Annotated in this window: 13 protein-coding genes and 2 pseudogenes; 8 read left to right on the forward strand and 7 right to left on the reverse strand. The window is 72.5% G+C overall.

All coding sequences use genetic code 11. From position 1 onward, the window contains the following. The first annotated feature begins 7 nt into the window (after positions 1-7). Entirely contained in the window at positions 8-649 is a 642-nt protein-coding gene (locus EOE48_RS21655; RefSeq protein WP_127732967.1) for a phosphoribosylanthranilate isomerase, read from the forward strand. 119 nt (positions 650-768) lie between these two features. Further along, the gene (gene trpB / locus EOE48_RS21660; RefSeq protein ID WP_127732968.1) at positions 769-1,989 is read left to right on the forward strand and encodes a tryptophan synthase subunit beta; all 1,221 of its coding nucleotides are present in this window, start codon (positions 769-771) and stop codon (positions 1,987-1,989) included. Between the two features lie 97 nt (positions 1,990-2,086). On the opposite strand, the gene EOE48_RS21665 is transcribed toward trpB, so the two are convergent. Beyond that, entirely contained in the window at positions 2,087-2,872 is a 786-nt protein-coding gene (locus EOE48_RS21665; protein ID WP_127732969.1) for an HpcH/HpaI aldolase family protein, read from the reverse strand. A gap of 344 nt (positions 2,873-3,216) precedes the next feature. Here EOE48_RS21665 and purC point away from each other — a divergent pair, with 344 nt between their 5' ends. Then, positions 3,217-4,011, forward strand: coding sequence for a phosphoribosylaminoimidazolesuccinocarboxamide synthase (gene purC / locus EOE48_RS21670; RefSeq protein WP_127732970.1), 795 nt, complete (start codon positions 3,217-3,219; stop codon positions 4,009-4,011). A 91-nt stretch (positions 4,012-4,102) separates the two neighbouring features. On the opposite strand, the gene EOE48_RS21675 is transcribed toward purC, so the two are convergent. Continuing rightward, a complete protein-coding gene (locus EOE48_RS21675; RefSeq protein WP_127732971.1) occupies positions 4,103-4,963 on the reverse strand; it encodes a DMT family transporter in 861 nt (286 codons plus the stop codon). Between the two features lie 123 nt (positions 4,964-5,086). Here EOE48_RS21675 and EOE48_RS21680 point away from each other — a divergent pair, with 123 nt between their 5' ends. Together EOE48_RS21680 and EOE48_RS21685 are read left to right on the forward strand one after the other, a co-directional pair. Beyond that, a complete protein-coding gene (locus tag EOE48_RS21680) occupies positions 5,087-6,478 on the forward strand; it encodes an aminotransferase-like domain-containing protein (protein WP_127732972.1) in 1,392 nt (463 codons plus the stop codon). 67 nt (positions 6,479-6,545) lie between these two features. After that, positions 6,546-7,814 carry a serine hydrolase domain-containing protein gene (locus tag EOE48_RS21685; RefSeq protein WP_127732990.1) on the forward strand — a complete coding sequence of 423 codons (1,269 nt, stop codon included), beginning with the start codon at positions 6,546-6,548 and terminating at the stop codon, positions 7,812-7,814. 3 nt (positions 7,815-7,817) lie between these two features. Here EOE48_RS21685 and EOE48_RS30395 read toward each other — a convergent pair whose 3' ends face one another. From EOE48_RS30395 to EOE48_RS21700, 4 genes and pseudogenes are all read right to left on the reverse strand, one after another. Further along, positions 7,818-9,440, reverse strand: coding sequence for a glycosyltransferase (locus tag EOE48_RS30395; RefSeq protein ID WP_342791868.1), 1,623 nt, complete (start codon positions 9,438-9,440; stop codon positions 7,818-7,820). Positions 9,441-9,659: 219 nt separating this feature from the next. Continuing rightward, a pseudogene (locus EOE48_RS30015) lies at positions 9,660-11,963 on the reverse strand (Tex family protein); the annotation flags it as partial. Positions 11,964-12,040: 77 nt separating this feature from the next. Continuing rightward, positions 12,041-12,451: a hypothetical protein gene (locus EOE48_RS21695; protein WP_127732974.1), complete on the reverse strand. Its 411-nt coding sequence runs from the start codon at positions 12,449-12,451 to the stop codon at positions 12,041-12,043. Between the two features lie 40 nt (positions 12,452-12,491). Next, entirely contained in the window at positions 12,492-13,202 is a 711-nt protein-coding gene (locus EOE48_RS21700) for a chemotaxis protein (RefSeq protein WP_127732991.1), read from the reverse strand. 239 nt (positions 13,203-13,441) lie between these two features. On the opposite strand from EOE48_RS21700, the gene EOE48_RS21705 reads away from it, so the two are divergent. Further along, positions 13,442-14,206 (forward strand): L,D-transpeptidase, encoded by a 765-nt coding sequence (locus EOE48_RS21705; protein WP_246154677.1) that lies wholly within the window; start codon positions 13,442-13,444, stop codon positions 14,204-14,206. A gap of 38 nt (positions 14,207-14,244) precedes the next feature. Here EOE48_RS21705 and EOE48_RS21710 read toward each other — a convergent pair whose 3' ends face one another. Continuing rightward, entirely contained in the window at positions 14,245-15,018 is a 774-nt protein-coding gene (locus EOE48_RS21710; protein ID WP_127732975.1) for a DUF2076 domain-containing protein, read from the reverse strand. A 280-nt stretch (positions 15,019-15,298) separates the two neighbouring features. On the opposite strand from EOE48_RS21710, the gene EOE48_RS21715 reads away from it, so the two are divergent. Together EOE48_RS21715 and aqpZ are read left to right on the forward strand one after the other, a co-directional pair. After that, entirely contained in the window at positions 15,299-17,470 is a 2,172-nt protein-coding gene (locus tag EOE48_RS21715) for a malate synthase G (protein ID WP_127732976.1), read from the forward strand. A gap of 524 nt (positions 17,471-17,994) precedes the next feature. Then, positions 17,995-18,734 (forward strand): annotated as a pseudogene (gene aqpZ, locus EOE48_RS21720) (aquaporin Z). The last annotated feature ends 146 nt before the right edge of the window (positions 18,735-18,880 follow it).

Below are 18,880 nucleotides of genomic sequence, written 5' to 3' on the forward strand. Positions count from 1 at the left end.
CGCCGCCATGGCGCCGGTCGCCGTCAAGATCTGCGGGCTGAGCACGCCGGAGACCCTCGACGCGGCGCTGCTGGCCGGGGCCGACATGGTCGGCTTCGTGCATTTCCCGCGTTCCCCGCGCCATCTCGATCTCGACGCCGGGCGCCGCCTGTCGGCGCGGGCGAGGGGGCGGGCGGAGCGGGTCGCCCTCGTGGTCGATCCCGACGACGCCCTGCTCGACGCGGTGGTCGAGGCGCTCGACCCCGACTGGATCCAGCTCCACGGCCGCGAGAGCCCGGAGCGCGTCGCCGCGGCCCGCGCCCGCACCGGCCGCCCGGTGATGAAGGCGCTCGGGGTCGCGACCCTCGACGACCTCGCCCGCGTCGCCGACTACGCCGCCGCCGACCGGGTGCTGCTCGACGCCAAGCCCGCCCCGGGTGCGCTGCCCGGCGGCAACGGCCACGCCTTCGACTGGGACCTGATCGCCCGCTCGGGCCTGACGACGCCGTTCATGCTCTCGGGCGGCCTGACGCCCGAGACCGTCGCCGGAGCGCTCGCCGCCACCGGCGCCCGGGCGGTCGACGTGTCCTCGGGCGTCGAGCGCCGGCCGGGCGAGAAGGACCCGGACCGCATCGCCGCCTTCGTGGCCGCCGCCCGCGCCGGATCATGAGTTCGCCACGGGCGATCGCCGAGATGCCGGCCCCGGCCGCGACGCCCTGGAAAATTGCCCTTCCGGCAAAATGGTCCTAAGCCGCGGGAAAACCCCGTCCGCGCCCAGGGATCGACGCCGTGACCATTCCCCAGACTCCGAACTCGTTCCGCACCGGCCCCGACGAGCGCGGCCGTTTCGGCATCTTCGGCGGCCGCTTCGTCGCCGAGACGCTGATGCCCAACATCCTGGAGCTGGAGCGGGCCTATGCCGAGGCGAAGGCCGACCCCGCCTTCCAGGGCGAGATGGAGTCCTACCTCACCCACTATGTCGGCCGGCCGAGCCCGCTCTACTACGCCGAGCGGCTGAGCCAGCACTTCGGCGGCGCGAAGATCTACTTCAAGCGCGAGGAGCTGAACCACACCGGCTCGCACAAGGTGAACAACGTGCTGGGCCAGATCCTGCTGGCGCGGCGGATGGGCAAGCCGCGGATCATCGCCGAGACCGGCGCCGGCCAGCACGGCGTCGCCACCGCGACGCTGTGCGCGCGGTTCGGCCTCAAGTGCGTCGTCTACATGGGCGCGGTCGACGTCGAGCGGCAGAAGCCGAACGTCTTCCGGATGAAGATGCTCGGGGCCGAGGTCGTGCCGGTGCAGTCGGGCACCCGCACCCTCAAGGACGCGATGAACGAGGCCCTGCGCGACTGGGTCACCAACGTCGCCGACACGTTCTACTGCATCGGCACGGTCGCGGGCCCGCATCCCTATCCGGCAATGGTGCGCGACTTCCAGTCGATCATCGGCCGCGAGACGAAGACGCAGATGCTGGAGCTGGAGGGCCGGCTGCCGGACTCGCTGGTCGCCTGCATCGGCGGCGGCTCGAACGCCATGGGGCTGTTCCACCCGTTCCTCGACGACCGCGAGGTGGAGATCTACGGCGTCGAGGCGGCCGGGCATGGGGTGTCGAGCGGCCTGCACGCCGCCTCGCTCACCGGCGGCAAGCCCGGCGTGCTGCACGGCAACCGCACCTACCTGCTGATGGACGGCGACGGCCAGATCGCCGACGCGCACTCGATCTCGGCCGGCCTCGACTATCCGGGCATCGGCCCGGAGCACGCCTGGCTGCACGAGATGGGCCGGGTCACCTACCTGTCGGCCACCGACGGCGAGACCCTGGAGGCGTTCCGGCTGTGCTCCCTGATGGAGGGCATCATCCCGGCCCTGGAGCCCGCCCACGCGCTCGCCAAGGTGGCGGAGCTGGCGCCGCAGAAGTCCCGCGACCACCTGATGGTGGTCAACCTGTCGGGCCGGGGCGACAAGGACATCCCGCAGGTGGCGGAGATTTTGGGGGACGCGCTCTGAGCGGAAGCCGCCGGGGGGCGGGCTCGCGGCATTCCCCGGGGCCGTAGGGCCGGGTCGGCGCCTCCGCGGGGACGCAGGGGCGCCGGGTGCCTTCGGCTCAGCCCTCCCGCGCCCGGGCGAGTTCGGCCTGGGCGCCGGTCCGCAGCAGGGCGACGTCGCTCGACAGGGTGATGAGGTCGAAGCCCTGGCGGACCAGCTCCCGGGTGCGGAGGCCGGTATGCGAGAAGATGCCGATGCGCTTGCCCGCGGCGCGGGTGCGCGCGAGGGCGTGGGCGAGGGCCTCGCGGACCTGGGTTCCCTCGGGATCGAGGCTGCCGCCCGACAGCGCGATCGACAGGTCGGACGGCCCGATGAAGATGCCGTCGATGCCCTCGACCCCGAGGATGCCGTCGATGGCGCCGAGCGCCTCGCGGGTCTCGACCATCGCCAGGGTCAGGCAGAGGCCGTTGGCCTCCTTGAGGTAGGTCTCGGGGGCGAGCCCCGACAGCATCAGGCCGCCATGGGGGCCCCAGCTGCGCTCGCCGAGCGGCGGATACTTGGCCATGGCGGCGAAGACCCGCGCGTCCTCGACCGAGTTGACCATCGGGGCGATCACCGCCGCGGCGCCGGCGTCGAGCATGCGCGAGACGGTGGTGAAGCCGCCGACCGGAACCCGGGCGATGGTCGGCTTGCCCTGGGCGGCGATCACCGGGATCGTCCGCATGATGCTGTCGATGTCGTGCGCGCCGTGCTGCATGTCGAGGGTCACGGCGTCGAAGCCGGCCTCCGCCGCGAGCAGGCCCGCGATCGTCGGCTCGGGAATCGAGCACCAGGCCGAGATCAACGGCCGCCCCTCCCGCAGCCGCGCCGACAGCGCCGCCACCGCTCCACCCCGTTCCGCCATCGCGTTCCTCCATGCCGCCGCCTCTTGCGGGGCGTGCCGGTCGCCAGCTTAGAGGCGACCGGCGGGGCCAGGAAGCCCGGCGGCGCCGGGCGGTGCGGCGCCGCTTTCTTGAAACCGCCGCACTCGCCCGCCATATCCCGGCCTCATCGCCTCCCTTCGCAGCCCGGGCTGCACCGCGTCCGTCCCGTCCCGTCGCGACGGGGCTAACGCATTGTACTGATTTCGGGCTTCGGGTACTTTGCGGGCCGGCAGCCGGGATGCGCCCTGTCGAGGCGTCCCCTGCCCGACCCGGTTCCGGGTCGCCGCGCCGCGGGTCCCATACGTCGCCAGGAGCCACGGCCCCCATGGACTTTCTCAAACCACGGTACACGCCTATGAACCGCCGCCGTCGCATCTACGAGGGCAAGGCGAAGGTCCTCTACGAGGGTCCCGAGCCCGGCACGCTCATCCAGCATTTCAAGGACGACGCGACCGCCTTCAACGCCAAGAAGCACGAGGTGATCGACGGCAAGGGCGTGCTGAACAACCGGATCTCCGAGTTCGTGTTCCAGCACCTCAACGACATCGGCGTGCCGACGCACTTCATCCGTCGGCTGAACATGCGCGAGCAACTGATCCGCGAGGTCGAGATCATCCCGCTCGAGGTGGTGGTGCGCAACGTGGCGGCCGGTTCGCTCGCGACCCGGCTCGGCCTGGAGGAGGGCACCCAGCTCCCGCGCTCGATCATCGAGTTCTACTACAAGAACGACCAGCTCAACGACCCGATGGTGTCGGAGGAGCACATCACCGCCTTCGGCTGGGCGACGCCGCAGGAGATCGACGACATCATGGCCCTGGCGATCCGGGTCAACGACTTCCTGTCCGGGCTCTTCCTCGGCGTCGGCATCCGCCTCGTCGACTTCAAGATCGAGACCGGCCGGCTGTGGGAAGGCGACATGATGCGCATCGTCGTCGCCGACGAGATCTCCCCGGATTCCTGCCGCCTGTGGGACATCAAGAGCCAGGACAAGCTCGACAAGGACCGCTTCCGCAAGGATCTCGGCGGCCTGATCGAGGCCTACACCGAGGTCGCCCGCCGGCTCGGCATCGTCGGCGAGAACGAGAAGATCCAGACCGGCGGTCCGCGTCTGGTGCAGTGAGCCGGACGCACGGACCGGCCGATGAAGCGGGGCCCTCGGGGCCCCGTTTTCGTGTCCGGGGTCGGGCGAATCTCGGTCAGGCGAACCGCGGTCAGGCGAATCTCTTGGCGCCCGCCACGCACAGCACCACGAGCCCGGCCACCGCCACCATCGCGGGGGCGACCGGCTCGCCGAGCAGCAGGGCGGCGAGCGCCAGCCCGAGGAACGGCTGGAGCAGTTGCAGCTGCCCGACCCCCGCGATGCCGCCGAGCGCCAGCCCGCGATACCAGAACACGAACCCGACCAGCATGCTGAACACCGAGACGTAGGCGAGCCCGATCCAGGCCGGCGCCGCGACCGCCCCCCAGCCGCCGGGCCACGTCGCCAGCGCCAGCACCGCCATCGCGGGGGCAGCGAGCAGCAGCGCCCACGAGATCACCTGCCAGCCGCCGAGCCGGCGCGACAGGGCCGCACCCTCGGCGTAGCCGAGCCCGCACAGCAGAACCGCCGCCACCATCAGCAGGTCGCCGGTGAGGGCGCCGGCTCCCCCCTGCGCCAGGGCGAAGCCCGCCACGGTCAGGCTGCCGAGCCCCGAGAACAGCCAGAACGCCGGACGCGGGCGCTCGCCGCCGCGCAGCACGCCGAACACGGCCGTGGCGAGCGGCAGCAGGCCGATGAACACGATCGAATGCGCCGAGGTGATCGAGCGCAAAGCCATCGCGGTGAGCAGCGGAAAGCCGACCACCACGCCGAGCGCCACCACCGCGAGCGAGGCGAGGTCGCCCCGCGCCGGGCGGCGCTGGCGCAGGCCCCACAGCAGCAGCGCGCCGAGCGCGGCCGCGATCACCGCCCGCGCCGAGGTCAGGAACAGCGGCGAGAACCCGCCGACCGCCACCCGGGTCGCCGGCAGCGAGCCGCTGAAGATCACCACCCCGAGGAGGCCGCTGCCCCATCCGTCCGTCGCGCGCTGCATCGAGTCCTCCCGCCGTGCCGACCCGGGATAGCCCGCCGGCGGCTGGCGGCGACAGGCACGGTCCGGTACGGTCGCGCCGAACCGTATGGGTGCCGTGACCGATACAGCGAACGGAGCCGGCCGATGGGCGAGGGACCGCGCACCGCCGCGGTGATGGACACGATCCGCCGCCGCATCGGCAGCCGCGCCCTGGCGCCGGGCGACCGGCTTCCGTCGATCCGCGGGCTGGCGGCGAGCCTCGGCGTCTCGCCCTCGACCGTCGTCGAGGCCTACGACCGCCTCGCCGCCGAGGGGTTGGTGCGCTCGCGGCCGGGCTCGGGCTTCTACGCCGCCGGCCCGGTGCCGCCGCCGGGGCTCGCCGAGATCGGGCCGCGGCTCGACCGCGCCGTCGATCCGTTCTGGGTCTCGCGCCAGTCGCTCGACGCCGACGCGGCGACGCCGAAGCCCGGCTGCGGCTGGCTCCCGGCCGAGTGGATGCCGAACGCCGCCCTGCGCCGCGCCGCCCGCGGGCTCGCCCGGGCCGACGACGCGGTGCTGTCGTATTACGGCGGCACCCGAGGGCCGCTCGCCCTGCGCCGCCTGCTGGCGCGCGGATTCGCCGGCGAGGGGCTCGACATCGGCCCCGACCGGATCCTGCTCACCGGCTCGGGCACCCAGGCGATCGACCTGATCTGCCGTTTCCTGCTGCGCCCGGGCGACACGGTGCTGATCGACGACCCGGGCTACTTCAACTTCCAGGCGCTGCTGCGCGCCCACCGGGCCGAGATCGTCGGCGTGCCCTACACCGCGTCGGGGCCCGACCCCGACCGCTTCGCCGAAGTGCTGGCGGCCCATCGCCCGCGCCTCTACCTGACCAACTCGGCGCTCCACAACCCGACCGGGGCGACGCTGTCGCCGGCGGTGGCCCACCGGCTGCTCAACGCCGCGGCGGCGCACGACGTGACGATCGTCGAGGACGACATCTTCGCCGAGTTCGAGCCCGAGCCGTCGCCGCGCCTCGCCGCCCTCGACGGGCTGGCGCGGGTGATCCGCGTCGGCAGCTTCTCCAAGACCCTCTCGGCCTCGGTGCGCTGCGGCTACGTCGCGGCGCGGGAGGACTGGATCGAGGCGCTGGTCGACCTCCAGGTCGCGACGAGCTTCGGCGGGGTCAGCCCGGTCGCCGCCGCCCTGGTCCTCGGCGCGCTCGGCGACGGCGGCTACCGCCGGCATCTCGACGCCGTGCGCCGGCGCCTCGCCCGGGCCCGGCGCGACGCCGCCGCGCGCCTCGACCCGCTCGGCATCCGGCCGTGGCTGATGCCGCGCGGCGGCTTCTACCTGTGGTGCCGCCTGCCCGGGGGCCGCGACGCCGCGAGCGTCGCCCGCGCCGCCCTGCGCGACGGCGTCGTCCTGGCGCCGGGCGACGTGTTCAGCGTGTCGCGGACCGCGGGAGGCTTCATGCGGTTCAACGTCGCCCAGATGGACGACCCGCGGGTCGTCCCGGTGCTGGAGCGGGCGCTGGCGACGGCGGGGGATTGAGCGGCGCGTCCGCTGGCTCTCCGGGAGGGCGCCGCCTATGCTGCGTCCAAACAGGGAGGAAAACATGATGCGCAACGCCACGCGCGCGGCTTCGCTCGCGCTCGCCGCCCTGCTGTGGGCCGGCCCGGCCCCGGCCGCCGACACGACCGTGCAGGAGGGCTTCTCGACCGAGCGGCTGGCCCGCATCGGCCCGGTGATGAAGCAGGAGATCGACGTCGGCACGGTTCCGGGGGCGGTGACGCTGATCGCCCGCAACGGCAAGATCGTGCATTTCGAGGCGCACGGCTTCCTCGACTCGGCCAAGACCAGGCCGATGCCCCGCGACGCGGTCTTTCGCGGCTTCTCGATGACCAAGCCGATCGTCTCGGTCGCGGCGATCGCCCTGATGGAGCAGGGCAAGCTCGGGCTGCGCGATCCGCTGTCGCAATACTTCCCCGAATTCAAGGACATGAAGGTCTACGGGGAGGTGCGCGACGAGCGCGGCCGCACCAGCCGGGTCGCGGTGCCGGCCAAGCGCCCGATCCTGATCTGGGACCTGATCCGCCACACCGCCGGCTTCACCTATGCCGGCTCGGCGCCGTTCCCGGAGATGAAGGAGGCCTACGAGAAGGCCGACGTCGAGAGCCTCGACAGCGACGTCTCGAACGACGAGTTCGTCAGGCGCCTCGCGGCGATCCCGCTCGCCTACGAGCCGGGCACGCGCTGGGAGTACTCGGTGGCGACCGACGTCCTCGGCCTCGTGGTCGAGAAGGTGGCGGGCAAGCGCCTCGACCTCCATCTCGAAGAGACGATCTTCAAGCCGCTCGGCATGACCGAGACGAGCTTCCAGCTCCGCCCCGATCAGGCGGCGCGCTTCGCCGACGCCTACGATGCCGACCCGCTCAAGGCCGGGCTGTGGAAGCTCGCCCGCAGCGAGCAGGATCCGGGCAAGCGCTACGTCCATGGCGGCGCCGGCGCGGTCATCACGGCGGCCGACTACCTGCGCTTCGCCCAGATGGTGGCGAATGGCGGCGAACTCGACGGCGTGCGGATCCTGTCGCGGGAATCGGTCGAGTTCATGCTCGCCAACCACCTCCAGGGGCTCGAGGGATCGCCGCTGCCGACGACGGGTCCGGGCTACGGCTTCGGCCTCGGCTGGGGCGTGCGGCTCGACGAGGGCGGGGCGTGGATCCCCGGCTCGAAGGGTGACGCGATGTGGGCCGGGGCCGGCGGCACCAGCTTCACCGTCGACCGCAAGGAGGGGATCGTCGGGATCTTCCTCTCGGCCGGGCCGAGCACCCGCCAGAAGACGCGGTTCCTGTTCAAGAACCTGATCTACGGGGCGCTGGTGCAGTAGGGATCAGCGCGGCGCCTGATCGACCGGTCGGCGCAGGCGCAGATAGCTGCCGAAGCGCGGATCGAAGCCGGGGCTGTACCAGGGGTCGGCGGCGAGCGCCGCCCCCCAGCGGGCGCGCAGCCGCTCCGCCTCGGCGGCGTGGCGCTGCCGCGCCGCCGGCGTCCAGCGCCGGCTCGCCGCCTCGCGGTGATGGAGCACGGCGCCCGGCACCATCAGGCTGCGGTAGCCGGCCCGGTCGAGGCGCAGGCACAGGTCGACGTCGTTGAAGTCGACCGCGAAGGCGCCGGCGTCGAAGCCTCCGACCTCCCGGAACTTTCTCGCCTCGACCACGAGGCAGGCGGCCGTCACCGCCGAGACCCGGTGCGTCGCCCGCAGGCGGTGCAGGTAGCCCGGGGCGTCGCCCGGGAAGTGGCGGTGGGCGTGATCGACGAGGCCGCCGGCGCCGAGCACGATGCCGCCGTGCTGGATCCGGCCCTCGCCGTCGAGGAGCTTCGCCCCCACCGCCCCGACCTCCGGCCGCAGCGCCTCTTCGGCCATGCGGGCGAGCCAGTCGGGATGGATCGCCTCGACGTCGTTGTTGACGAAGGCCAGCAGCCCGCCGCGGGCCTGCTCCGCCGCCCGGTTGTTCATCGCCGCGAAGTCGAACGGGCCGGGGCAGGGCACCACCCGGGCGGTGCCTTTGCGCTCCAGTTCGCGGAAATACGCCAGGGTCTCGGGCTCGCGGCTGTCGTTGTCGCAGACGAGGATCTCGCGCTCCGGCCAGTCGGTGCGGGCCGTGAGGCTGGCAAGGCAGGTGCGCAGCAGATCGATCCGGTCGCGGGTCGGCACGATCAGGCTGACCGCCGGCACCCGGACGGGGAGGGGGCGCCGCAGGGCGAGCACGCCGCCGGGACCGGCCTCGCTCGGGACTCCGGCGAGTTGCCGCCGCGCCTCGCGCAGCGCATCGGAGGCGACCGGGAGCGGCGCGTCCCAGGGGCGCCAGACCGAGAGCATGGCGGGGAGGTGACGCACCGCCCGCTCGCCCTCGGCCGCGGCGAGGCGCAGCAGCAGGCCGGCGGCTTCGAGGCCCGGCCGATCGGCCGGCACGCCGCCGAGGCGGGCGAGGGCGGCCGTCCGGAATGCCACGACCGGGCCGACATGATCGACCGCCTCGAGGAAATCCGGGTCGAACGCCGTCCGCAGCAGCGGCAGGGCCTTCCCGGCGCGGTCGAGGGCGACGGCGTCGCCGTAGAGCGCCTGCATCGCCGGCTCGGCGGCGAAGGCCGCGGCCACCCGCGCCGGCGTGCCGGGGAGCAGGGCGTGGCCCGGGCCGGTGAGAAGCACGATGCCGGCCCGGCCGGCGCCGTTGCGGCGCAGGGCCTCCGGCGTCAGGACGGCGACCTCGGGATGCGGCTCCGGGGCGGCCGCGGCGGCCGGGGCCGGGCAGCGCCAGCGCGGCGCGGCGCCGACCAGCGCGGTGGTGAGATTGTGGGCCCGCACCCGCTTGCCGGTGGCGAGCGCACGCAGGATCGCCGCCGCCTTCACGGGGTGGCTCGCCATGGTTTCGAGGGTCGCGATGGTGCCCGGCGTCTCGCTCCCGAAGCGCAGGACGTCGAAGGCCGGGTGGTCGGGGAAGACGAGGGTCATTCGTCGAGGAAGGTCGCGACGGCCGAACCCTCCCCCCTCTGCGGGGGAGGGTGCCCGGCGGAGGCCGGGCGGGCCGGGACGAAGTCCCGCAAGAGGGGAGCGCGACGGCTCAAAACAAAGCGCCCTGCACGGCTGCCAAGCCAAATCCGGCAGCGGTGTCCCCTCTCCCGGCTCGCTTCGCTCGCCACCCTCCCCCGCAGAGGGGGGAGGGTTAGAGCGTGCTGCTCTCCGCTTCCCGGCACGCTCAGCGCCGGGTCTGCCGGTCGAGGCCGGCGCGCCGCAGCGCCTCGGCCATCGCGCCGTCGCCGCCGGCCGCCGGAGCCTCCCGCCGGGGTGCGCCCGGGCGCCGGCCTCGTCGTCGAGGCGCATCGACAGCGAGATCCGCTTGCGCGGCACGTCCACCTCCAGGACCTTCACCCGCACCACGTCGCCGGGCTTCACCACCGCGCGCGGGTCCTTCACGAAGCTGTCGGCCAGCGCCGAGATGTGGACGAGGCCGTCCTGGTGGACGCCGACATCCACGAAAGCGCCGAAGGCCGCGACGTTGGTCACCACCCCCTCCAGGGTCATGCCGGGGCGCAGGTCCGAGATCTTTTCCACGCCCTCCTGGAAGGTCGCGGTGCGGAAGCTCGGGCGCGGGTCGCGGCCCGGCTTCTCCAGCTCGGCCAGGATGTCGGTGACGGTCGGCAGGCCGAAGGTGTCGTCGGTGAAAAGCTTCGGGTTCAGCCCTTTCAGCACTGCGCCGTTGCCGATGACCGCCCGGATGTCGCTCTTCGTCGCCGCCAGGATGCGGCGCACCACCGGGTAGGCCTCCGGGTGGACGCCCGAGGCGTCGAGGGGATCGTCGCCGCCGGTGATGCGCAGGAAGCCGGCCGACAGCTCGAACGCCTTCGGGCCGAGGCCCGCGACCTTCTTCAGCCCCGAGCGGCTGCGGAACGGCCCGTTGGCGTCGCGGTGGGTCACGACGTTCTGAGCGACCCGCTCGGACAGGCCCGAGACCCGGGCGAGCAGCGGCGCCGAGGCGGTGTTGACGTCGACCCCGACGCCGTTGACGCAATCCTCCACCACCGCGTCGAGGGAACGCGACAGCTTCCCGCCGGCGAGGTCGTGCTGGTACTGGCCGACGCCGATCGAGCGCGGCTCGATCTTGACCAGCTCGGCGAGCGGGTCCTGGAGCCGGCGGGCGATCGACACCGCGCCGCGCAGCGACACGTCGAGGCCGGGCAGTTCCTGGCTGGCATAGGCCGAGGCCGAGTAGACCGAGGCGCCGGCCTCGGAGACCATCACCTTGGTGAGTTTCAGTTCGGGCTGCCCGGCGATCAGTTCGGCGGCGAGCCGGTCGGTCTCGCGCGAGGCGGTGCCGTTGCCGATCGCAACCAGCTCGACGCGGTGGGCGCGGCACAGCCGGGCCAGCGCCACCAGCGCACCGGTCCAGTCGCGGCGCGGCTCGTGCGGGTAGACCGTGTCGGTCGCCACGACCTTGCCGGTGGCGTCGACCACCGCGACCTTGACGCCGGTGCGGTAGCCGGGATCGAGGCCCAGAGTCGGGCGGGCGCCGGCGGGTGCGGCGAGCAGCAGGTCGCGCAGGTTGCCGGCGAAGACCCGCACCGCCTCCGCCTCGGCCGCCTCCCACAGGCGGGTGCGCAAGTCGGATTCGATCGACGGCCGCAGCTTGGTCTTCCAGGCCGCCCGCACGGTCTCGGCGAGCCAGCGCTCGCCCGGCCGGCCGCCGTCGCGAATGCCGAAGGTGAGGGCGATGCGGCCCTCGTAGAGGTTCGGCGCCTTCGGGTCGGCGTTGGCCGGCGTCTCGTCGAGGCGCAGGTCGAGCACCTCCTCCTTCTCGCCCCGGAACAGGGCGAGCACCCGGTGCGAGGGCAGGCGGGTCAGCGGCTCGGCGAAGTCGAAATAGTCGCTGAACTTCGCGCCGGCCTCGGCCTTGCCCTTGCGCACGGACGAGGCGAGGCGGCCGGCCTTCCAGAATGCTTCGCGCAACTGGCCGACGAGCTCCGCGTTCTCGGCGAAACGCTCGACCAGGATCGCCCGGGCGCCCTCCAGGGCGGCCTCGGGCGTGGCGATGCCCTTCGCCTCGCTGACGAAGGCGCCGGCGGCGGCGTGCGGGTCGCGTTCGGGATGGGCGAGACGATCCTCGGCGAGCGGTCCGAGTCCGGCCTCGCGGGCGGTCTGCGCCCTGGTGCGGCGCTTGGGCTTGTAGGGCAGGTAGAGGTCTTCGAGCCGCGCCTTGGTCTCGGCGGCGAGGATTCGGCCCTTGAGTGCCGCGTCGAGCTTGCCCTGGGCCTCGATGCTGTCGAGCACCGCCTTGCGGCGTTCCTCCAGCTCGCGCAGGTAGCCGAGGCGCTCCTCCAGCGTGCGCAACTGCGCGTCGTCGAGGGTGCCGGTCGCCTCCTTGCGGTAGCGGGCGATGAACGGGACGGTCGAGCCTCCGTCGAGCAGGTCCACCGCCGCCCTAACCTGCCATTCCTGCGCGCCGAGTTCGTTCGCGATGCGCTGGGCGATGGGGGGCATGGACACTCCGCGGTTCCGGCGACGGGCGAGGGGTTGTCCCTTACCGGCGACGGGCGGATCTTGGAAGTCCGGCCGTCTCAGCCCGGGGCCGGTGAGGAGCCGCGTCGTCCGCGGGCAGCCTCGATCTCGGCCCGCGTGAACAGCGCCCGCTGGGCCAGGACGGTCAGGGCGACGACCGGGGCGATCAGTGCGAGCCAGACGACGAACCGCGCCCCGGCCGAGTCGATTCCCCACAGCGGCAACCCGTCGACGAGGCCGAGGGTCGGTCCGAACACCGCGGAGGTGACCCAGGCGATCCGCCGCCGGACCGTCAGCCGCTGCTCTACCGGAGGAAGCGTCGCGATCACGATCGTGACCGACCACGCGAACAGCCCCGCCGCCGCCGGCACCAGGGCGAGGGTCAGGGTTCCGGCCAGCAGGATCCGGGCGGCGCCGTAGATCGCGGCGTTGAACAGCGCGGGAGCGAGCGCGATCAGGATCCTGCGCATGAGCCGTCCCGGAGCCGACGTTCCGTCAGCGTCGCACTCCTCAATCGAACAGCGAATCGATGTCCGACTGGTCGACGTGACCGGCATCCTCGGCGAGCTTGGGGCCATTGAGCAGGCTGCTCTCGTCGTCGAGCTTGCTCGGCGCCACGTCGCCCATCAGGTCGCGGAACGCCTCGAGTCCGCCCCAGGCCTCGATCATCCGGTCGATGTGGTCCTCGACGAACTTCAGCACGCTGACGATCTTGCTGATCCGCTGGCCGGTCAGGTCCTGGAAGTTGCAGGCCTCGTAGAGCGTCACCGTGCGCTCGAGGATCGCCTCGATGTCCGAGACGTCGCCGTTCTTGTTGGTGGCCTTCAGCACCGAGGCGTGGGTCTCGATGTCCTCGACCGCCGATAGGATCGAGGTCGCGGCGCGCTCGGTCGCCTCGACGACCGCGTCGAGTTCGTCGGCGGCGCGGCGCACGCCCTTGCCGTCGTTGTCCTGCCGATGCAGCATCGCGATGTCGCGCTTGGTGCGCCCGATCGCGTCCTTCATCACGTCGAGTTCGTGGCGCAGGCCGTAGACCTCGGTGATCTCGCGCCGGCAGGCCTCGACCACGTCTGTCGTCGTCGTCTGGGTCAGGCGCTTGAGTTCGTTGACCGCGGCCAGGATTTCTCCGATGCGCTCGTCCGCCGCTGCCGGAGCAGTCGGGACCTCGGCCGGCGCCGTGGTGGCGAGGTTGCCTTCGATGCGGAAGCGCTTGTTCTTCATGGTGCCGAGAGAGCCCGCCATCGCGGCCGTCGAGCCGCCGATCCGTTGCAGGCTCGGCTGAATTGATTGCGATTTGCTGAACGTTGCCGGGGCGGAAGCGCGATTCCGAGACGATTCACGCTAGTTGCGAATTTACGAGTCGACGCAACCATTTAGCGAAACGCACACCATGTTCCTTCACGACCCGCGAGCGTCCCCGGGCGTCTGTTGCGCCGTTGCCGAGGACACGGAGCGCGGGGATGTCGGGAGGCGGAATGATGCGGGTCGCCGGGGTGGCGGCCCTGCTGCTGGCGGGGCCGGCGGCGGCCCAGGAAGCCGGCCAGTACGGCGGCGGCTTCATCGAGTTCCTGATGACCGGGCGCGATCCGGGCGCCGTCGCCCGGCCGCTGCGGGCCTCGCCGGTGGCGGCGGACGGCACGATGCTGGCGCGGCCGGCGCCCCGCTCCGGCGACTGGGTCGGCCGCGCCGACGAGGCCGACCCGCTGGCGGTGCCGCGCCCGCCCGCCGCGCCCCGCGTCGCGGCGCAGCCGCAGGAGCCCGCCGCTCCGGCGCTCGCCATGGATCCGCGCTACGCCCGCCAGACCGTGCCCTACGAGGGCCGCCACGGCGCCGGCACCATCGTGATCGATACGCCCTCGCGCTTCCTCTACCTCGTGCAGGGCAACGGGCAGGCCCTGCGCTACGGCATCGGCGTCGGCCGGCCGGGCTTCACCTGGTCGGGCGTCAAGACGGTGAGCCAGAAGCGGGAATGGCCGGGCTGGACGCCCCCGCCCGAGATGCTGCGCCGCCGGCCCGACCTGCCGACCCACATGGCGGGCGGCCCGGCCAATCCGCTGGGGGCGCGGGCGCTCTATCTCGGCTCGTCGCTCTACCGCATCCACGGCACCAACGAGCCGCACACGATCGGCCAGAACGTGTCGTCCGGCTGCATCCGGATGATGAACCAGGACGTGATCGACCTCTACGACCGGGTCCCGGTCGGCGCGCGGGTCGTGGTGATCTGAGGTGGCGGCCCCGCCGTGAGGCGGCGGGGCCATCGGGCTCACACCCAGTCGTCGTCCCCGCCGCCGACGTCGCCGTCGTCGTAGGACGCATCCTGGAAGTCGGCGCCGCCGCCGCTCAGCGGCGACCCGAAATCCTCGCCCCCGACGGGCTGCCCGCCGGAGCCGAAGTAGTTGTTCTCGACCACCGTCTCGCCGCCCGCGCCCGCGCCGCCGCCGAGGGCGCCGAGCGAGGAATGCCCGCCCGCGAAGGCGTTGCTCAGCGCGCTGCCGAGCAGCATGCCGCCGGCGGCGCCCGCCGCCATCGGCAGCGCGGTGGCGAGGAAGCCGCCGCCGCGGGCCGGCTGCTGCGGCTGGCCGGCCCAGGGGCCGCCCTGCTGCGGGCCGCCGTAGCCCTGCTGGGGCGGGAAGCCGCCGGGCTGGCCGTAGCCGCCCTGCTGCCCGTAGCCGCCCTGCGGACCGCCCGGCTGGCCGTAGCCGCCGCCCTGCTGGCCCCAGGCCCCCTGGCGCGGCGGCTGCTGCGGCTCGGGCCGCGAGCCGCCGCCGAAGATGCTCGACAGGAAGCCGCCGCCCGACGACTGGCCGGTACCCTGGCCGCGCTGGGCCTCGGCCCGGGCCTGTTCGAGCTGCTGGTTGAGGCTCTTGATCGCCTCTTCCTGCACGTAGATGAGCTGGGCCATCGCGTAGGGGGCGTAGGGCTGGGTGCGCAGCTTGTCGGCGATGAAGCGCTCCGCGTCGGCATCGCGGGGCTGCTGCGAGGCCTGCTCCAGGCGCTGGAAAATGCCGTTGATGACGTCGCGTTCTTCGCTGTTCATGGCGGCGTACTCCGTTCGGGCACCGTGGCGGTTTCACGCCGTGGCGACCACGAGATGGGTGGCTGGACCCGGTTTGTCAGGGGGCGTCCGGGCCCGGGCGTCGCGTTTTCGACGCTCCTGCAGATTACGTTTTCGTCATGACGGACAATCCCGTGCCGTCGCGAAAGGATCCCGCCCGCGGAAGATCCCCGCGGCGCTCCCCGTCTACCTGGCCGGCGTCTTGCCTGATAAGGACGGCCGGCGCGGCGGGCGTGACGGGCTCGCCGCTGGGAGGACGAACATGGATCGACTGAGTGTCGGCGGCCTGAAGGTGGCGCGTGTGCTCCACGACTTCGTGGTCGGGGAGGCGCTGCCCGGCACCGGGATCTCGCCGGAGGTGTTCTGGGGCGGGCTCGGCGCGATCGTGCGCGACCTGACGCCGAAGAACCGCGCCCTGCTCGCCAAGCGCGACGCACTCCAGGACCGGCTCGATTCCTGGCACCGCGAGCATGCCGGCAAGCCGGCCGACCCGGCGGGCTACGAGGCGTTCCTGCGCGAGATCGGCTACCTGCTGCCCGATCCCGGCCCTGTCCAGGTGCGCACCGAGAACGTCGACGACGAGATCGCCCGCATCGCCGGGCCGCAGCTCGTGGTGCCGGTCTCGAACGCCCGCTACGCGCTCAACGCCGCCAACGCCCGCTGGGGCTCGCTCTACGACGCGCTCTACGGCACCGACGCGGTGTCGGAGGAGGGCGGCGCCGTGCGCGGCGGCGGCTACAACCGCACCCGCGGCGCCCGGGTCGTCACCCGCGCCCGCTCCTACCTCGACCGGACCGTGCCGCTCGCCGGCGGCCGCCACGCCGACGTCGTGACCTACGCGGTCGAGAACGGGGCGCTCGTCGGCAACATGAACACCGGCGAGACCGTGCCGCTGGCGCGGCCCGACGCCTTCGCGGGCTATCGCGGCCGGGCGAGCATGCCCTCGGCGCTGCTCCTGCGCCACAACAACCTGCACATCGAGGTCGTGCTCGACCGCACGCATCGGATCGGCCGCTTCGATGCGTCCGGCGTCGCCGACATCCTGCTTGAATCCGCGGTCTCGACGATCATGGACCTCGAGGATTCGGTCGCGGCGGTCGATGCCGACGACAAGGTCGTGGTCTACCGCAACTGGCTCGGCCTGATGAACGGCACCCTGGCGGCGGCGTTCGAGAAGGACGGCCGCACCCAGGAGCGCCGCCTCAACCCCGACCGGCACTACATCGCGCCGGGCGGCGGCGAGGTGGTGGTGCCGGGCCGGTCCCTGATGCTGGTGCGCAACGTCGGCCACCACATGGACACCGACGCGGTGCTCGACGGCGAGGGCCGCGAGATCCCCGAGGGCATGCTCGACGCCGCCGTGACCGCGGTGATCGCGATCCACGACCTCAAGGGCGATTCCGGCTTCCGCAACAGCCGCAAGGGCTCGGTCTACATCGTCAAGCCGAAGATGCACGGCCCCGAGGAGGTCGCCTTCGCGGTCGAATTGTTCGGCCGGGTCGAGGCGATGCTCGGCCTGGAGCGCAACACGCTCAAGATGGGCATCATGGACGAGGAGCGCCGCACCACGGTCAACCTCGCCGCCTGCATCCAGGCCGCGGCCGAGCGGGTGGTGTTCATCAACACCGGCTTCCTCGACCGCACCGGCGACGAGATCCACACCTCGATGGAGGCCGGCCCGGTCATCCGCAAGAACGACATGAAGGCGACGCCCTGGATCAAGGGCTACGAGGAGAACAACGTCGATGTCGGGCTCGCCTGCGGCCTGCTCGGCCGGGCGCAGATCGGCAAGGGCATGTGGGCGGCGCCCGACGCCATGGCCGACATGCTGATGCAGAAGGGCGGCCACCCGAAGGCCGGCGCCAGCACCGCCTGGGTGCCCTCGCCGACCGCCGCGACGCTGCACGCCCTGCACTACCACGAGACCGACGTGCGCGCCCGCCAGGAGGAGCTCGCCCGCCGGCCGCGCTCGGCCCTGCACGACATCCTGCAGATCCCGCTCGCCCGCTCGAACTTCGCCCCCGACGACGTGCAGCAGGAGATCGACAACAACGCCCAGAGCATCCTCGGCTACGTCGTGCGCTGGATCGACCAGGGCGTCGGCTGCTCGAAGGTGCCGGACATCCACGACGTCGGCCTGATGGAGGACCGCGCCACCCTGCGGATCTCGTCGCAGCACATCGCCAACTGGCTGCACCACGGCGTGGTCAGCGAGGAGCAGGTGATGGAGACGATGAAGCGGATGGCCAAGGTGGTCGATCGCCAGAACGCCGGCGACCCGCTCTACCGCCCGATGGCGCCGGATTTCGACGGCCCGGCCTTCCGGGCCGCCTGCGACCTGGTGTTCAAGGGCCGGGTGCAGCCGAACGGCTACACCGAGTGGGTGCTCACCGCCCGCCGCCGCGAGGCCAAGGCCGCCGGCGCGCCGGCCTGAGGCGCGACGGCCCGCTCGCCTTGCGTCCCGACCCTCCCCCTCCGCGGGGGAGGGTCGGGGTGGTGCGGAGGTCCGGGACCTGCCGCTGACCTAGAAGACCGGCGCGGCCCCGACGCGGCGTCGAAGGCCGCCGCGGACGATTCCGCCGGCCTCCCGTCGCGTGCCGCAGGGTCCCGGCCGCCGCCCGGTCTCGCCTCGTCGCACGACGATTTTCGTCCTTCGACCTCGACGCTTCGCCTCATCGTCGCCGGACCACGCGGCGAGCCGTCTCGGTTTTGGCAGATCGATGCACCTCGAAATCTGCAAAGATCTGATCTTCGTTCGTGAGGTTCGACATATCCCAAGGTCATCCCGAAAATAAACATTCGGCATGATTGATGGCGCCGGATCTTCATGTAATCATCCGATCCCGTCGACTGGCAGGGGCCGTAACGGATCAGCAAACCCCGATCGCGCGACGCACAGGTCATCCGCGCCGCCTGCCTCATGAGTGCCTCGCGACGTCATCAGCGGGAGGTTTCGGCATGGATCACGATACGATGCGCCGGGCGACGGCCGAGTTCTTCGGCACGTTCTGGCCACCTTCGGCGGTTGCGGCGCCGCGGTGCTCTCGGCGGCGTTCCCGGAACTCGGCATCGGCTTCCTCGGCGTCGCGTTCGCGTTCGGCTTCACCGTGCTGACGATGGCCTACGCCGTCGGCCACATCTCCGGCGGCCACTTCAACCCGGCCGTCACGCTCGGCCTGTGGTCGGCCAACCGCTGCGCCACCCGGCACGTCCTGCCCTACATCGTCGCCCAGGTGATCGGTGCCGTCCTGGCGGCGGCGATCCTCTACGCCATCGCGTCGGGCAAGGCGGGATGGACCCCGAACGGCTTCGCCTCGAACGGCTACGGCGACCTCAGCCCCGGCAAGTACGGCCTCGCCGCCTGCCTGCTCACCGAAGTCCTGGCGACGTTCTTCTTCCTGTTCATCATCATCGGCACCACCTCGCGCGGGGCCGCGGTCGGCTTCGCCGGCATCCCGATTGGCTTCGCCCTGGTGCTGATTCACCTGATCTCGATCCCGGTGACCAACACCTCGGTCAACCCGGCCCGCAGCACCGGCCCGGCGCTGTTCGCCGGCGGCGAGCATGTCGGGCAGCTCTGGCTGTTCTGGCTCGCGCCGATCGTCGGCGCGATGGCGGCGGGCGCCCTGGCCCGCTGGCTCTACGAGCCGGCGGACGCCGTCGAGACCACCGTGGTCGAGAAGCGGGCCACCGCCTGACGCCCGGCGCCGGGGCGATCGCCCCGGCCCGCGGCGCTCATACCCTCGCGCCTTCGAACAGACTTGTTCGAAGGCGCGAGGCAAGCCCGAATGGGCGTCGGCGCTGATGCACGGTACGCCTTCGCATCGACCCGTCGGTGCGAAGG

Origin of the sequence: Methylobacterium oryzihabitans, from assembly GCF_004004555.2 — a bacterium.
In the GTDB taxonomy this organism is placed as follows: domain Bacteria; phylum Pseudomonadota; class Alphaproteobacteria; order Rhizobiales; family Beijerinckiaceae; genus Methylobacterium; species Methylobacterium oryzihabitans.

Coding starts and splice junctions, on each gene's coding strand:
- EOE48_RS21705 (WP_246154677.1), top strand. CDS start 13,442: ATGTCGGGAGGCGGAATGATGCGGGTCGCCGGGGTGGCGGCCCTGCTG.
- EOE48_RS21700 (WP_127732991.1), bottom strand. CDS start 13,202: ATGAAGAACAAGCGCTTCCGCATCGAAGGCAACCTCGCCACCACGGCG.
- purC (WP_127732970.1), top strand. CDS start 3,217: ATGGACTTTCTCAAACCACGGTACACGCCTATGAACCGCCGCCGTCGC.
- EOE48_RS21665 (WP_127732969.1), bottom strand. CDS start 2,872: ATGGCGGAACGGGGTGGAGCGGTGGCGGCGCTGTCGGCGCGGCTGCGG.
- EOE48_RS21675 (WP_127732971.1), bottom strand. CDS start 4,963: ATGCAGCGCGCGACGGACGGATGGGGCAGCGGCCTCCTCGGGGTGGTG.
- EOE48_RS21715 (WP_127732976.1), top strand. CDS start 15,299: ATGGATCGACTGAGTGTCGGCGGCCTGAAGGTGGCGCGTGTGCTCCAC.
- EOE48_RS21695 (WP_127732974.1), bottom strand. CDS start 12,451: ATGCGCAGGATCCTGATCGCGCTCGCTCCCGCGCTGTTCAACGCCGCG.
- EOE48_RS21655 (WP_127732967.1), top strand. CDS start 8: ATGGCGCCGGTCGCCGTCAAGATCTGCGGGCTGAGCACGCCGGAGACC.
- EOE48_RS21685 (WP_127732990.1), top strand. CDS start 6,546: ATGCGCAACGCCACGCGCGCGGCTTCGCTCGCGCTCGCCGCCCTGCTG.
- EOE48_RS21680 (WP_127732972.1), top strand. CDS start 5,087: ATGGGCGAGGGACCGCGCACCGCCGCGGTGATGGACACGATCCGCCGC.
- EOE48_RS21710 (WP_127732975.1), bottom strand. CDS start 15,018: ATGAACAGCGAAGAACGCGACGTCATCAACGGCATTTTCCAGCGCCTG.
- EOE48_RS30395 (WP_342791868.1), bottom strand. CDS start 9,440: ATGACCCTCGTCTTCCCCGACCACCCGGCCTTCGACGTCCTGCGCTTC.